A 14,651-nucleotide genomic window follows, 5' to 3' on the forward strand; every position below is an offset into this window, starting at 1 on the left:
TGTTTATTAATTTAATCGGACAAAACTGTTTTGGAAAATCCAAAACAGTTTTGTATAAAATTCATTCTTAGTATCTGTAATGAGCAAATGCTTTGTTTGCTTCTGCCATTTTGTGAGTATCTTCTCTCTTTTTAACAGCAGCACCAGTATTATTTGCAGCATCTAATAATTCATTAGCAAGTCTAAGCATCATGTATTTATCGCCTCTTTTTCTAGCAGCGATAGTCAACCATCTGATACCTAATGTTTGTCTTCTGTCAGGTCTAACTTCTATTGGAACTTGATAAGTAGCTCCACCAATTCTTCTTGCTTTTACTTCTAAAACTGGCATTATATTGTTCATAGCTTCTTCAAAAACTTCAATAGCTTCTTTACCAGTTTTTTCAGCCATAACATCAAAAGCATCATAGACAATCTTTTGAGCTACACCTTTTTTACCATCAAGCATGATAGAATTTATTAATTTTGTAACAACTTTACTATTGTACTTAGGATCAGGTAATACATCTCTTTTTGGAATACTTCCTTTTCTAGGCACTTTTCTTCCCTCCTTAACAATTAAATTTAATTCACAGGTACTCGGTTTTCACCGCAAAGTGCTTTCTTCTGCAAGTTACAAGTAAATTCAATACTTATAAAATTTATATGAATGCTGAAGATATAGCACTTGTTTTTCTAATTATTTTTTCTTTGGTTTCTTTGCACCATACTTTGATCTAGACTGCATTCTATTTGCAACTCCAGCTGCATCTAGCGCACCTCTAACAACATGGTATCTAACACCCGGAAGGTCTTTTACCCTTCCACCTCTAATTAAAACAACACTGTGTTCTTGTAGATTATGTCCTACTCCAGGTATGTAAGCAGTAACTTCAAACCCATTTGTTAATCTTACTCTTGCAATTTTTCTTAATGCTGAGTTAGGTTTTTTTGGAGTAGAAGTTTTAACTACAGTACATACTCCTCTTTTCTGAGGGCATTGCTTTAAAGCAGGTGAAGAAGATTTAGAAATAGTAGTCTTCCTTCCTTTTCTAACCAATTGATTGATAGTTGGCATCATAGCACCTCCTTAATTTATATAAACTATAAAATCATAAAATCACTCTTTTAAAACACATGCAATAGCTGCTCCAACATCTATGCCGCACATTGCACCTAGTTCTTCTTTTGAATTAACTTTTAAAACTTCAATATTTGTGTCTTTTAGAAGGTTAACAACAGGCTTAATAATTTTTTCTTCTGCATCATTAGCTAAATAAACCAATTTTACGCTATTATTATCTATCGCCTTCATAGTTTGCTTCAGGCCGACTACCTTTTTACCTTCCAGCCTGTAAACCATAATGTTTCCCCCTTCTCAAATACTGGTTAGAGATAAAGGCATCTTTATCTCTAACAATACACACAAAATTTATTTTAACACCATCAGTAATCAATGTCAATTAAATTATAAATTTAATTCAGGAACATTTTGCAACTCCTCATTAATTCTTTCTTCAGTGTTTAATTTAACTGCTCTATACTTATGCATACCAGTTCCAGCTGGAATCAATTTACCAATAATTACATTTTCTTTTAATCCAATTAATGTATCTACCTTGCCTTTTATAGCTGCATCTGTCAAGACTCTAGTAGTTTCTTGGAAAGAAGCTGCAGATAAAAATGAATCTGTTGCTAGAGAGGCTTTTGTTATACCCAGCAGAACTTCATTACCTGTTGCTGGTTCTCCACCTGCTTCAATACTTTTTTCATTCATTTCAATAAAATCGAACATATCAACTAATGTTCCCGGTAATAAATCCGTATCACCTGTATCTTCAATTTTAATTTTTCTTGTCATTTGACGCACAACAACCTCTAAATGTTTGTCATTAATATCAACACCTTGTAGTCTATAAACCTTTTGTACTTCAGAAAGCAAATAATTCTTCACTTCATTACTTCCCTTAATTCTCAGTAAGTCATGTGGATTAATTGATCCTTGTGTAATTTCATCACCAGCTTCAATTTTTTCTCCATCCTTAACTATAACCTTTGATCCAAATGGAATATCATATGTCTTCTCTTCACCATCTTCACTAGTGATATAAACAATGTTTTTCCTTTTTGATTCTTCAATTCTTACAAGACCAGATGTTTCACTGATTATAGCTAATCCTTTAGGTTTTCTAGCTTCAAACAATTCTTCTACCCTAGGCAAACCTTGAGTTATATCAGCTCCCGCTACACCACCTGTATGGAACGTTCTCATCGTTAACTGAGTTCCCGGTTCACCAATTGATTGGGCTGCTATTATACCTACCGCTTCTCCTTTATTAATCCTTCTAGCTGTAGCCATATTCATTCCATAACACTTAGCACATACCCCAACTTTAGTTTTGCAAGTAAATACTGATCTTATTTTGATAGTTTTTATTCCTAATTCTTCTATCTTAACTGCCATATCATGTTCAATATAAGTATCTCTTTCAACAACCAATTCGTTTGTTTTAGGATCATAAATATCTTCTGCGATATATCTTCCTGTAAGTCTTTCACTTAAAGGCTCAATTACTTCATTACCTACACTAATTTCTGAAACTTCAAAACCTTCAGTTCCACCACAATCTTCTTCTCTTACTATAACATCTTGGCTAACATCTACCAAACGTCTAGTCAAGTAACCAGAATCGGCAGTTTTTAAGGCTGTATCAGCATTACCTTTTCTAGCTCCATGGGTAGATATAAAGTATTCCAAAACATCTAAACCCTCTCTAAATGAAGATCTAATTGGCAACTCAATAATTTTACCAGATGGATTTGCCATAAGTCCTCTCATTCCAGCTAATTGCTTTATCTGACTCTTAGAACCTCTGGCTCCAGAATCAGCCATCATGAATATTGGATTAAATCTATCCAAATTGTCCATCAATGCATTAGCAACTTCATCAGTAGTTTGAGTCCATCTATCAATTACTTTTTCATATCTTTCATCATCAGAAATGAATCCTCTTTTGTAGAGTTTTTCAATTTTCGCTATTTCCATATCTGTCTTTTCCAGAAGAAGATGTTTAGCTTCAGGAACAGTCATATCTGAAACTGAAATAGTTATTGCTCCAATAGATGAGAAATGATATCCTCTAGCTTTTATTTTATCTAACATAATTGAAGTTTCTGTAGGTCCATATTTGTTGTAGCATTTATTTATAATTGTACCCAAGTTCTTTTTACTAACCAAGAAATCCACTTCTAATTTGAATAAATTTTCTGGTTTAGTTCTATCAATGAAACCTAAATCTTGCGGAATAGCTTCATTGAATAATAATTTACCTGGAGTTGTTTCAATCAATCCTGAACGTAACTCTCCGTCTATTTCTTTAGTTATTCTAACTTTTATTTTGGCATGTATGTCAATTGCTTTAACATAATAAGCCATTAGTGTTTCATCAACTGAGGAGAATACTTTACCTTCTCCTTTAACTCCATCTTTATCGATAGTTAAGTAATATACACCTAAAACCATATCCTGAGTAGGAACACACACCGGCTTACCATCAGAAGGTTTTAATATATTATTAGCCGCTAACATCAAAAATCTCGCTTCAGCCTGAGCTTCTACAGATAACGGAACATGAACAGCCATTTGGTCACCATCAAAGTCAGCATTGTATGCTGTACATACTAACGGATGTAGTTTTATTGCCTTTCCTTCAACCAAAACTGGTTGGAAAGCTTGAATACCAAGTCTATGCAGTGTAGGAGCACGGTTCAATAATACTGGATGATCCTCTATAACTTCCTCTAGAACATCCCATACTTGAGGCATAACCCTTTCAACCATTCTCTTTGCACTTTTAATATTATGAGTGGTTCCACTCTCAACTAACTTCTTCATAACAAACGGTTTGAATAATTCCAAAGCCATTTTTTTCGGAAGTCCACATTGATACATCTTTAATTCCGGCCCTACTACAATAACCGAACGCCCAGAGTAATCAACACGTTTTCCAAGAAGGTTTTGTCTAAATCTACCTTGTTTCCCTTTAAGCATATCTGATAAAGATTTCAAAGGTCTGTTACCAGGTCCTGTTACCGGTCTACCTCTTCTTCCATTATCTATTAATGCGTCAACAGCCTCTTGGAGCATTCTTTTTTCATTTCTAACTATAATATCTGGTGCACCCAAATCAAGAAGCTTCTTCAATCTATTATTTCTATTAATTACTCTTCTGTATAAGTCATTTAAGTCAGATGTTGCAAATCTACCTCCATCCAACTGAACCATTGGTCTTAAATCTGGAGGTATTACTGGTATAACATCTATAATCATCCACTCTGGCTTATTATTTGACGTTCTGAAAGACTCAATAACTTCCAATCTTCTAATTAGCCTTACTTTCTTTTGGCCGGTACTAGTCCTATAACCTTCTCTTATTTCTTTACTTAGTTTTTCTAAATCAATTTCTTCTAGCAGTCTTTTTACAGCTTCTGCTCCCATTCCTGCTTCAAAACTTCCATACCCAAATTTATCGATATTTTCTCGATATTCTTTTTCACTCAAAAGTTGTTTCTTAAGTAACGGAGTTTCTTTTGGATCTAGTACTATATACGAAGCAAAATACAATACTTTTTCAAGAGATCTCGGAGACATATCTAATAGTAATCCCATTCTTGATGGTATTCCTTTGAAATACCATATATGTGATACCGAAGCCGCTAACTCAATATGACCAGTTCTCTCACGTCTTACTTTAGATTTAGTTACTTCAACACCACATCTATCACATACAATACCTTTATATCTCACACGTTTGTATTTACCACAATGACATTCCCAATCTTTTGTTGGTCCAAATATTTTTTCACAAAACAATCCATCTTTTTCTGGCTTTAATGTTCTGTAATTAATTGTTTCAGGTTTTTTAACTTCACCTCTAGACCATTCTCTAATTAACTCTGGCGAAGCTAAACCTATTTGCAAAGCTTCAAATTTATTTAATTCTATCAAGGGTACATCCTCCCTTCAATTTAGTGTTCATCATTGAAATCTTCTAATTCAAATTGTTTTTCAAAATCATCTAAAGGAAGTTCATTGAAATCCAAGTCAACATCAGCATCATTGTTTTCTTCTGAAATATTGTCATTTTTTTCTTCTTGAGGAGCAGATAATTTAGTATCTTCTTCTCCCTCTATGTTTATATCCAAGTCCCCTAGATCATCAACAGATTCTTTTATGTGAATTTCATCTCTCTCTTCTGATAAAACTTTCACATCTAAACATAAAGATTGTAATTCTTTTATTAATACTTTAAAGGATTCTGGTATTCCTGGTTCTGGAATATTTTCACCTTTAACAATAGATTCATAAGTTTTAACTCTACCAACAACGTCATCTGATTTAACGGTTAAGATTTCTTGAAGAGTATGTGCAGCTCCATATGCTTGTAAAGCCCAAACCTCCATCTCCCCGAATCTTTGACCACCAAATTGTGCTTTACCACCTAATGGTTGTTGTGTAACTAATGAATACGGCCCCGTAGATCTTGCATGTATCTTATCATCAACCAAATGATGAAGTTTTAGAATATACATGTAACCTACTGTAACCCTATTATCAAAAGCGTCTCCAGTTCTTCCATCATATAGTACTGTTTTACCATCTGGTGAATATCCTGCTTTTTCTAATAATTCAACTATTTCACTTTCTTTTGCTCCATCAAATACTGGCGTTGCAATATGCCACCCTAGTTCACTAGCAGCCCATCCAAGATGAACTTCTAACACCTGACCAATATTCATTCGAGAAGGAACCCCAAGAGGATTTAAACATATTTGTAACGCTCTACCATCTGGCAAAAATGGCATATCTTCTTCTGGTAATATTCTAGAAATAACACCTTTATTACCATGTCTTCCTGCCATCTTATCTCCTACTGATATTTTTCTCTTTTGAGCAATATAACATCTTACAAGTTCATTTACTCCTGGAGGTAATTCATCCCCATTCTCTCTTGTAAAGATTTTAACGTCTACAATTATTCCCGCTTCACCATGAGGAACTCTTAAAGAAGTATCTCTAACTTCTCTTGCTTTTTCTCCAAATATTGCTCTTAACAATCTTTCTTCTGCTGTTAGTTCAGTTTCACCTTTTGGTGTAACTTTTCCAACTAAAATATCTCCAGATCTAACCTCGGCCCCTATTCTAATGATACCTCTTTCATCAATATTCTTTAATGCATCTTCACCCACATTAGGAATATCTCTTGTGATCTCTTCTGGTCCTAATTTAGTATCTCTAGCTTCTGCTTCATATTCTTCAATGTGTATGGAAGTAAACACATCTTCTCTAACTAATTGTTCTGAAACAAGCATAGCATCTTCATAGTTATAGCCTTCCCAAGTGACAAAACCAATTCTTATGTTTTGACCAAGTGCTATTTCTCCTAAGTCGGTTGAAGGACCATCAGCTAAAACATCACCAGCCTTTACTCTTTCACCTTTGCTTACTATAGGTTTTTGATTTATGCAAGTTCCTTGGTTTGATCTTTTAAACTTCAACAATTTAAAGGTATCAAAGCTTCCATCAGAATCTATTTTCATTTTAATCTCGTCTGCACTTACATATGTTATAATCCCATCATGCTTTGCTTTAGGCAATACACCTGAATCTACAGCTGCTTTGAACTCAATACCTGTACCTACTACAGGAGAATTTGCTTTTAACAATGGAACTGCTTGACGTTGCATGTTAGAACCCATTAACGCACGACTGGCATCATCATTTTCTAAGAAAGGTATCATAGCTGTAGCAACCGATACTATCTGTCTTGGAGAAATATCCATCAAATCAACTTGATTTTTACTTACAATGATTACATCTTCTTGCGTTCTAACTGTAACTTTATCATCCACAAAGTGTCCTTGTTCATCTAACGGCTCTTCTGCTTTAGCCACCCAATAATTATCCTCTTCATCAGCTGTTAAATATACAATTTCATCATTTACTTTTCCTAATTTTTTATCAATTGTTCTATACGGAGTTTCTATAAAACCATATTCATTTACTCTAGCATAACATGCAAGAGAGTTGATCAACCCTATATTAGGTCCCTCAGGAGTTTCTATAGGACACATTCTACCGTAATGGGAATGGTGAACGTCTCTAACTTCAAATCCCGCTCTTTCTCTTGATAAACCACCAGGTCCCAAAGCAGACAATCTTCTTTTATGTGTCAATTCTGAAAGAGGGTTAGTTTGATCCATAAATTGAGATAGTTGAGAACTACCGAAAAATTCTTTAATAGCAGCGGCAACAGGTCTTATATTGATTAATCCTTGTGGTGTCACCGTTTCTTCGTCTTGAATAGTCATTCTTTCTCTAACTACTCTTTCCATTCTCGATAATCCAATTCTAAATTGGTTCTGTAATAATTCTCCAACAGATCTTAATCTTCTGTTACCTAGATGATCTATATCATCATTAAATCCAAGATTATATGCTAAATTTAATTCATAGCTAATAGTAGATAAAATATCTTCTTTAACAATATGCTTAGGAACAAGTTCATACTGTCTTTTCTTAATTTGTTCTTTAATACTTTGTTCATCACTGTAGTTGTCTAATATCTCCATCAATGTCGGATAATGAACTTTTTCTTTTATTCCTAAACCTTCTAAGTCAAAATCAACAAACTTATGTATGTCAACAAAGTTATTTCCAATAACTCTGATTATTTTGTCGTCAACAAGAATATCAACTTGATTGATACCTGAATTATAAATTAAATTTGATTTTTCTCTATCAATATAATCATCTTTTTGAGCAAGTATTTCTCCAGTTATTGGATGAATTACATCTTCCGCTACAACTTGATTTAATATTCTGTTGTTAATAGCTAATTTCTTGTTAAATTTGTATCTCCCAACTCTTGATAAATCATATCTTTTGGGATCAAAAAACAACGAATTTATTAACGACACCGCACTTTCAACAGTAGGCGGTTCACCCGGTCTTAATCTTTTATAAATTTCTAACAATGCTTCTTCTTTTGTCTTTGTATTATCTTTTTCAATACTAGCTTTCAATCTTTCTTCTTCGCCGAAAAATTCGATTAGTTCGATATCACTACCACTATCCATAACAGCTCTAGCCAATACTGTTATAGGCAATTTCCTAGTTTTATCTATTCTAACATAAACAATCCCATTAGAGTCTGTTTCATATTCTAACCATGCACCCCTGTTTGGGATTACTGTAGCTGAGAATAGTTTTTTTCCATTCTTATCAACATTGTAATTATAGTAGGCTCCAGGCGATCTTACCAATTGACTTACTATAACTCTTTCGGCACCATTAATAACAAACGTACCCTGTTGTGTCATAAGAGGAAAATCCCCCATAAACACTTCTTGTTCTTTTACTTCACCTGTTTCTTTATTAAGTAATCTTACTTTAACTTTAAGTGGTGCCGCAAAAGTAGTGTCACGTTCTTTGCACTCTTCTACTGAGTACTTCGTGTTTTCCTTTTCCAATCTGTGGTCAACAAATTCTAAAACTAAATTACCTGTATAGTCTTGGATAGGGTTAATATCATCAAAAACCTCTTTTAGCCCTTCTTCCCAGAACCATTTGTAAGAATTTAATTGTACCTCAATCAAGTTTGGCATAGGGCAAACTTCATCTACTCTTGAAAAGCTCATTCTTGTTCTCTTACCATTTTGGATAGGATGTACCATTAAATTTTCACCCCTCATTTAAAAATAAGAAGATTTTATAAACTAAGACTATCCCTTAGCATAATAATCTCATCTTGTTAGTATAACCAACAAAACCAATAAAATACAAATTTATTAATTTTTATCAACATTTTATAAGTATTCATGCAATATATTACTATATCATATTTGTATTTTTGTGTCAATATTATTTTATTAATAAATCACATTTACTTATAATTTAAAAAAAGGCACTTTAATGTGCCTTTTGATTTTAATTATTTTACTTCAACAACTGCTCCAACTTCTTCTAACTTAGCTTTCATTTCTTCAGCTGCTTCTTTAGCTATAGCTTCTTTAAGAGCTTTAGGCGCTCCATCAACTAAAGCTTTAGCTTCTTTTAATCCTAATCCAGTTATTTCTCTAACAACTTTGATAACTTTAATTTTTTGTGATCCAGCACTTGCTAAGATTACATCAAATTCAGTTTTTTCTTCAGCAGCTCCAGCAGCTCCAGCAGCTCCAGCTACAGCAACTGGTGCAGCAGCACTAACTCCGAACTCTTCTTCACATGCTTTTACTAATTCATTTAAATCTAAAACAGACATTTCTTTTATAGCTTGAATAATTTCTTCTCTTGTCATTATTATGCACCTCCGAATATTTTTAAAATACTATTCAGCACTATCTGCTGAACCTTCTTCTTTTTCTGCAATTGCATTTAATAAGTAAACTAAATTTGATAATGGAGCTTTGAAGCTTCCAAGAAGTTTTGCAATAAGTATTTCTTTTGAAGGAATTGAAGCAATTTCTTTAATTTGTTCTTGACCATAAACAACACCTTCAACTAATCCAGCTTTCAATTCTAAATTCTTATGTTTTTTAGCAAAATCATTAAGAATTCTTGCTGGCGCTGTAGCATCTTCATATCCAAAAGCAATAGAAACAGGACCTTCTAAATAAGAATCTAATCCTTCAATATTCAATTCTTTTGCAGCTAGAGCAACTAATCTATTCTTATAAACTTTATATTCAACACCAGATTCTCTAAGTTGCTTTCTAAGTTCTGTATCCTCTTCAACATTTAAGCCTTGATAATCTGAAAGAACGATTGATTGAGCTTTTTCTAACTTCTCTTTTATTTCTTGAACTTTAGTTTCTTTAAGTAATCTATTATTACTTGCCAATTGTGCCACCTCCTAACTGAAAAATAAAACCTCCCCGCAAACAACGAAGAGGTATATATAATCTTATATAGGCAATTTAATTGCACATCATATAAAGAATATCTAAATCCTCGGTAGGTTGTTTATACGTTACGCTTACGCACCCACTGTCTGCGGAGTATTGTCTTAATTCAATTTTACTTTAAAAGTATATCAGTAAAAAAAACAACTGTCAACATTATTCTATTACTTTTGCCGGATTAATTTTAATACCAGGACCCATAGTACTAGATAATGTAACTGATTTAATGTATTGTCCTTTTGCAGCTGATGGTTTAGCTTTAACTAAAGCTTCCATTAGAGTATTATAGTTTTCAAGTAACTTATCAGCATCAAAAGATTTCTTACCAATAGGAACGTGCACTATTGAAGTCTTATCAACTCTATACTCTACTTTACCAGCTTTGATATCTGCAATTGCTTTTGCAACATCAAAAGTAACTGTTCCAGATTTAGGGTTTGGCATTAATCCTTTTGGTCCAAGAACTCTACCCAATCTACCTACAACACCCATCATATCTGGCGTAGCAACTACTACATCAAAATCAAACCAGTTTTCATTTTGAATTTTTTGTACAAACTCATCAGCACCAACAAAATCTGCTCCTGCTTCTTGAGCTTCTTTAACTTTATCACCTTTTGCAAAAACAAGAACTCTAACTTTCTTTCCTGTTCCATGAGGTAATACTACAGCACCTCTAACTTGCTGATCTGCATGTCTTGGGTCAACACCCAATCTAGCAGCTAATTCAATAGTCTCATCAAATTTAGCTTTTGCTGTCTTAAGCACTAAGCCAACAGCTTCTGATGGTGTGTAAACTACACCTTTTTCAATAAGCTTTGCGCTTTCTCTATAATTCTTTCCTGATTTAGCCATTTATTTTCCTCCTTGTGGTTTTTACGGTTTTTACCTCCCACTAACAATAACTACTCTTCTACAGTAACACCCATACTTCTAGCTGTACCCGCAATCATACTCATAGCAGTTTCCACTGAAGCAGCATTTAAATCAGCCATTTTTGTTTCAGCTATTTGTTTTAATTGTTCTTTAGTAATCTTTGCTACTTTATTTCTATTTGGCTCACCTGAACCACTAGAAATTCCAACAGCTTTTTTTATTAAAACAGCAGCTGGTGGAGTTTTAAGAACAAAACTAAAAGATCTATCCTTATAAACTGAAATAATAACTGGGATTGTCATACCTGCTTGATTAGCTGTTTTAGCATTATATTCTTTACAGAACGCCATGATATTAACACCATGTTGACCTAAAGCTGGACCAACTGGTGGCGCTGGTGTAGCCTTTCCTGCAGGAAGTTGAAGTTTTATTATTCCCATCACTTCTTTTGCCATAGTTTGCACCTCCTTATGCTGTAATCCGGCCAATACCCGATCACTTCAAAACTTTTATCTAAAATTAAACTACTTTAGTCTAATTTTTGAATTTGATTATATTCTAGCTCAACAGGAGTTTCCCTGCCAAACATATTAACAAAGGCTTTGATCTTTTTCTTCTCTATATTTATTTCTTTAATTATTGCTTCGAAGTTTTCAAGAGGCCCCGAAACAACCTTCACACTTTCTCCAACTTGTATATCGATATCTATTTGCTTTTCAACAATACCCATAGAATCGATTTCTTCATCAGTAAGTGGCACTGGTTTGGATCCTGGACCAACAAATCCAGTACATCCTCTAGTGTTTCTAACTACATACCAAGTTTCATCAGTCATAATCATTTTAATAAACACATAACCTGGAAATAATTTTTTCAAAGAAATCTTTTGCTTTCCATCTTTTACTTCAACAACTTCTTCCATTGGAACTTGAATGTCCTGGATTAAATCATGAAGACCTCTGTTATCAATTAATTTGTCTAAATTAACTTTAACTTTATTTTCATACCCTGAGTAAGTATGAACTACATACCAACGTGCTCGTTCTGCCATATTTTTAGGGACGAAAATTCACATCCCTACCTCCTTTTCGTTTATTTGAAAATGAGCTTAAATACTGTGCCAAATGCAAAGTCCATCAATCCAATAAGTAAAGCACTAACACCACAAAAAGCCAAAACAATAATAGCTGATTTTTTCACTTCTGTTTGTGATGGCCAAGTTATTCTTTTAGCTTCGGCTTTTAACTCTCTTAGAAATTGAAATAACCCTTTCGATGACGAACCCTGACTATTGTGAATTTTTTCATTAGCAGCCATTCCGTTCACATCCTTAAAATATTTTATAAAATCTGTTATTTAGTTTCTTTATGAAGTGTGTGTTTGTGGCAGAATTTACAATATTTGTTTAATTCTATTCTTTCCGGATTATTCTTTTTATTCTTCATAGAATTGTAATTTCTTTGTTTGCATTCTGTGCAAGCTAGTGTAACTTTTACTCTCACAATGTCCACCTCCTAATTCTGCATTTCACATACAGAATCATCTGCATATCTGAAATTTATCATATAATAGTATTACTAAACAAATTTAACACAAGTATCGACATATGTCAATATTTATTATTGTATTATTTTTGAGTGCAATAACCTTTAAAGAGGACTAAGCACTGACACTTAGTCCTTTAAATACTAATTATTCAATTATAGTACTAACAACTCCAGAACCTACTGTTCTTCCACCTTCTCTGATAGCGAATCTTAGGTTTTGTTCCATTGCTACTTGTGTAATTAATTCTACATTCATATCAATGTGGTCTCCTGGCATTACCATCTCTACTCCTTCTGGTAAAGCAATTGATCCTGTAACGTCTGTTGTTCTGAAGTAGAATTGTGGTCTATATCCATTAAAGAATGGAGTATGTCTTCCACCTTCTTCTTTCTTTAATACATATACTTGACCTACGAATTTACTATGAGGTGTAACTGTACCAGGTTTTGCTAATACTTGACCTCTTTCGATTTCTGTTCTTTGAACACCTCTTAATAATGCTCCAATGTTATCTCCAGCCATTGCTTCGTCTAACATCTTTCTGAACATTTCTACCCCTGTACAAGTAGTCTTCTTAACTTCTGCTCCCATTCCTACTATTGCAACTTCTTCTCCAACTTTCAAGATTCCTCTTTCTAATCTTCCTGTTGCAACTGTTCCTCTTCCTGTAATTGTGAATACATCCTCTACAGGCATTAAGAATGGTTTATCTGTTTCTCTCTCTGGAGTTGGGATATATTCATCTACTGCTGCCATTAATTCAGCAATACATGCATCTTCTCCTTTTTCTATTACCATTAATGCTGATCCTGTAATTACTGGACATTCGTCTCCGTCAAATCCATATTCACTTAATAAATCTCTTACTTCCATTTCTACTAATTCTAATAATTCTTCATCATCTACTTGATCTGCTTTGTTTAAGAATACTACTATATTCTCAACTCCTACTCTTGATGCAAGTAAGATATGCTCTCTTGTTTGTGGCATTGGACCATCTGCTGCACTTACTACTAAGATAGCTCCATCCATTTGTGCTGCTCCTGTAATCATGTTCTTAACGTAGTCAGCATGTCCTGGACAGTCAACGTGTGCATAGTGTCTTGTTTCTGTTTCATACTCAACGTGTGCAGTGTTGATTGTGATTCCTCTTTCTCTTTCTTCTGGTGCTTTATCTATTTGCGAGTAGTCTTGCGCTTCTGCTTTACCTTCTTTTGCTAGCGTCATTGTGATTGCCGCTGTTAATGTTGTCTTACCGTGGTCTACGTGACCTATTGTTCCGATATTTACATGTGGTTTTGTTCTTTCAAACTTAGCTCTTGCCATTTTTATATTCCTCCTAACCTTTAATTGAAATTTTTTATTTGACCCGCTTTCATAAACTTATCCACGTGTACTTTCAATCAAGTACAATGCTGGAGCCCACGACCGGGCTTGAACCGGCGACCTCCACCTTACCAAGGTGACGCTCTTCCTGCTGAGCTACATGGGCATATTTATTTTGTGCAGGAAATAAATTTTTAGAGTATTAATTCAAAGGGATTATATAATAAACTAATATTAATTAATCACACCTTAAGACTTATACCAATTATAAATTTTACTATCACCATTTTTTTTTGTCAATATACTTTTATTCTTTATTTAAACATTTTTCTAATTTTCTTTTAACTCTTTGTAGTGCATTATCAATAGATTTTGCTTGCCTATCCATATCACAAGCGATTTCTTGGTACGATTTCCCTTGTAGATAGTAATATAAAACTTCCATTTCAAGTTCGGATAGTGATTTAGATATTTCTTTTTCAATTTTAGTTAATTCTTCTCTACTTATTATAACTTCTTCTGGATCACTGACCCTAACCGTTGTAAGAACATCTAAAAGTGTTCTATCAGATTCTTCATCATAAATAGGTTTATTTAACGATACATAAGTATTCAAAGGTATATGCTTTTGTCTTGTTGCTGTTTTTATTGCAGTTATAATTTGCCTAGTTACACAAAGTTCGGCAAACGCTCGAAAAGAAGTTAATTTATCCATTTTAAAATCTCTAATAGCTTTATAAAAACCTATCATTCCTTCTTGATAAATATCTTCTTTATCAGCACCTATTAAAAAATATGATTTAGATTTAGCTTTTACAAAATTTTTATACTTATTTATCAAAAATTCTTGTGCTTCAATATTTCCCTCTTTTGCTCGTATGGCAACTTCTTCATCTGGTTTATCTATATATGGAACGTTTTCTGCGATTTTTTTTGTGTGTTTTGCCAAATTATCGCCC

General features: G+C 33.6%; 14 protein-coding genes, 1 tRNA gene and 1 other annotated feature. All 15 genes read right to left on the bottom strand.

What is annotated here, in order from left to right; genetic code table 11:
- Nucleotides 1-67: 67 nt before the first annotated feature.
- Nucleotides 68-538 (bottom strand): 30S ribosomal protein S7, encoded by a 471-nt coding sequence (gene rpsG / locus ACQ3F0_RS05405; RefSeq protein WP_428864116.1) that lies wholly within the window; start codon nt 536-538, stop codon nt 68-70.
- Nucleotides 539-679: 141 nt separating this feature from the next.
- The gene (rpsL, locus tag ACQ3F0_RS05410; protein ID WP_428864117.1) at nt 680-1,057 is read right to left on the bottom strand and encodes a 30S ribosomal protein S12; all 378 of its coding nucleotides are present in this window, start codon (nt 1,055-1,057) and stop codon (nt 680-682) included.
- A gap of 42 nt (nt 1,058-1,099) precedes the next feature.
- Nucleotides 1,100-1,342, bottom strand: coding sequence for a L7Ae/L30e/S12e/Gadd45 family ribosomal protein (locus tag ACQ3F0_RS05415; protein WP_428864118.1), 243 nt, complete (start codon nt 1,340-1,342; stop codon nt 1,100-1,102).
- 105 nt (nt 1,343-1,447) lie between these two features.
- The gene (gene rpoC / locus ACQ3F0_RS05420) at nt 1,448-4,984 is read right to left on the bottom strand and encodes a DNA-directed RNA polymerase subunit beta' (protein WP_428864371.1); all 3,537 of its coding nucleotides are present in this window, start codon (nt 4,982-4,984) and stop codon (nt 1,448-1,450) included.
- Between the two features lie 23 nt (nt 4,985-5,007).
- The gene (rpoB, locus tag ACQ3F0_RS05425; protein WP_428864120.1) at nt 5,008-8,715 is read right to left on the bottom strand and encodes a DNA-directed RNA polymerase subunit beta; all 3,708 of its coding nucleotides are present in this window, start codon (nt 8,713-8,715) and stop codon (nt 5,008-5,010) included.
- Between the two features lie 257 nt (nt 8,716-8,972).
- On the bottom strand, nt 8,973-9,338 hold the full coding sequence (rplL, locus tag ACQ3F0_RS05430) for a 50S ribosomal protein L7/L12 (protein ID WP_428864122.1): 366 nt from the start codon (nt 9,336-9,338) through the stop codon (nt 8,973-8,975).
- A 30-nt stretch (nt 9,339-9,368) separates the two neighbouring features.
- Nucleotides 9,369-9,881 (bottom strand): 50S ribosomal protein L10, encoded by a 513-nt coding sequence (rplJ, locus tag ACQ3F0_RS05435; protein ID WP_428864124.1) that lies wholly within the window; start codon nt 9,879-9,881, stop codon nt 9,369-9,371.
- Between the two features lie 13 nt (nt 9,882-9,894).
- Nucleotides 9,895-10,055: a sequence feature (ribosomal protein L10 leader region), on the bottom strand.
- 43 nt (nt 10,056-10,098) lie between these two features.
- Nucleotides 10,099-10,797, bottom strand: a complete 699-nt coding sequence (gene rplA / locus ACQ3F0_RS05440) for a 50S ribosomal protein L1 (protein ID WP_428864126.1) — start codon at nt 10,795-10,797, stop codon at nt 10,099-10,101.
- A gap of 50 nt (nt 10,798-10,847) precedes the next feature.
- On the bottom strand, nt 10,848-11,273 hold the full coding sequence (rplK, locus tag ACQ3F0_RS05445; RefSeq protein ID WP_428864127.1) for a 50S ribosomal protein L11: 426 nt from the start codon (nt 11,271-11,273) through the stop codon (nt 10,848-10,850).
- A gap of 74 nt (nt 11,274-11,347) precedes the next feature.
- Nucleotides 11,348-11,869: a transcription termination/antitermination protein NusG gene (nusG, locus tag ACQ3F0_RS05450; RefSeq protein ID WP_428864128.1), complete on the bottom strand. Its 522-nt coding sequence runs from the start codon at nt 11,867-11,869 to the stop codon at nt 11,348-11,350.
- A 41-nt stretch (nt 11,870-11,910) separates the two neighbouring features.
- Nucleotides 11,911-12,135: a preprotein translocase subunit SecE gene (secE, locus tag ACQ3F0_RS05455; RefSeq protein WP_428864129.1), complete on the bottom strand. Its 225-nt coding sequence runs from the start codon at nt 12,133-12,135 to the stop codon at nt 11,911-11,913.
- 35 nt (nt 12,136-12,170) lie between these two features.
- A complete protein-coding gene (gene rpmG, locus ACQ3F0_RS05460) occupies nt 12,171-12,320 on the bottom strand; it encodes a 50S ribosomal protein L33 (RefSeq protein WP_073340865.1) in 150 nt (49 codons plus the stop codon).
- A gap of 190 nt (nt 12,321-12,510) precedes the next feature.
- Nucleotides 12,511-13,692 carry an elongation factor Tu gene (gene tuf, locus ACQ3F0_RS05465; RefSeq protein WP_428864113.1) on the bottom strand — a complete coding sequence of 394 codons (1,182 nt, stop codon included), beginning with the start codon at nt 13,690-13,692 and terminating at the stop codon, nt 12,511-12,513.
- A gap of 90 nt (nt 13,693-13,782) precedes the next feature.
- A tRNA-Thr gene (locus ACQ3F0_RS05470) sits at nt 13,783-13,858 on the bottom strand.
- A gap of 141 nt (nt 13,859-13,999) precedes the next feature.
- The gene (gene sigH / locus ACQ3F0_RS05475) at nt 14,000-14,641 is read right to left on the bottom strand and encodes an RNA polymerase sporulation sigma factor SigH (RefSeq protein WP_428864131.1); all 642 of its coding nucleotides are present in this window, start codon (nt 14,639-14,641) and stop codon (nt 14,000-14,002) included.
- Nucleotides 14,642-14,651 lie beyond the last annotated feature (10 nt).

Origin of the sequence: Clostridium sediminicola (genome assembly GCF_050402865.1) — a bacterium.
Taxonomy (GTDB): domain Bacteria; phylum Bacillota; class Clostridia; order Clostridiales; family Clostridiaceae; genus Clostridium_AF; species Clostridium_AF sediminicola.

What these genes read in the sequence shown, in the direction of transcription:
- ACQ3F0_RS05415 (WP_428864118.1), bottom strand. Translation starts at nt 1,342, where the DNA reads ATGGTTTACAGGCTGGAAGGTAAAAAGGTAGTCGGCCTGAAGCAAACT.
- tuf (WP_428864113.1), bottom strand. Translation starts at nt 13,692, where the DNA reads ATGGCAAGAGCTAAGTTTGAAAGAACAAAACCACATGTAAATATCGGA.
- nusG (WP_428864128.1), bottom strand. Translation starts at nt 11,869, where the DNA reads ATGGCAGAACGAGCACGTTGGTATGTAGTTCATACTTACTCAGGGTAT.
- rplA (WP_428864126.1), bottom strand. Translation starts at nt 10,797, where the DNA reads ATGGCTAAATCAGGAAAGAATTATAGAGAAAGCGCAAAGCTTATTGAA.
- rplK (WP_428864127.1), bottom strand. Translation starts at nt 11,273, where the DNA reads ATGGCAAAAGAAGTGATGGGAATAATAAAACTTCAACTTCCTGCAGGA.
- rpoB (WP_428864120.1), bottom strand. Translation starts at nt 8,715, where the DNA reads ATGGTACATCCTATCCAAAATGGTAAGAGAACAAGAATGAGCTTTTCA.
- rplL (WP_428864122.1), bottom strand. Translation starts at nt 9,338, where the DNA reads ATGACAAGAGAAGAAATTATTCAAGCTATAAAAGAAATGTCTGTTTTA.
- rpsL (WP_428864117.1), bottom strand. Translation starts at nt 1,057, where the DNA reads ATGCCAACTATCAATCAATTGGTTAGAAAAGGAAGGAAGACTACTATT.
- secE (WP_428864129.1), bottom strand. Translation starts at nt 12,135, where the DNA reads ATGGCTGCTAATGAAAAAATTCACAATAGTCAGGGTTCGTCATCGAAA.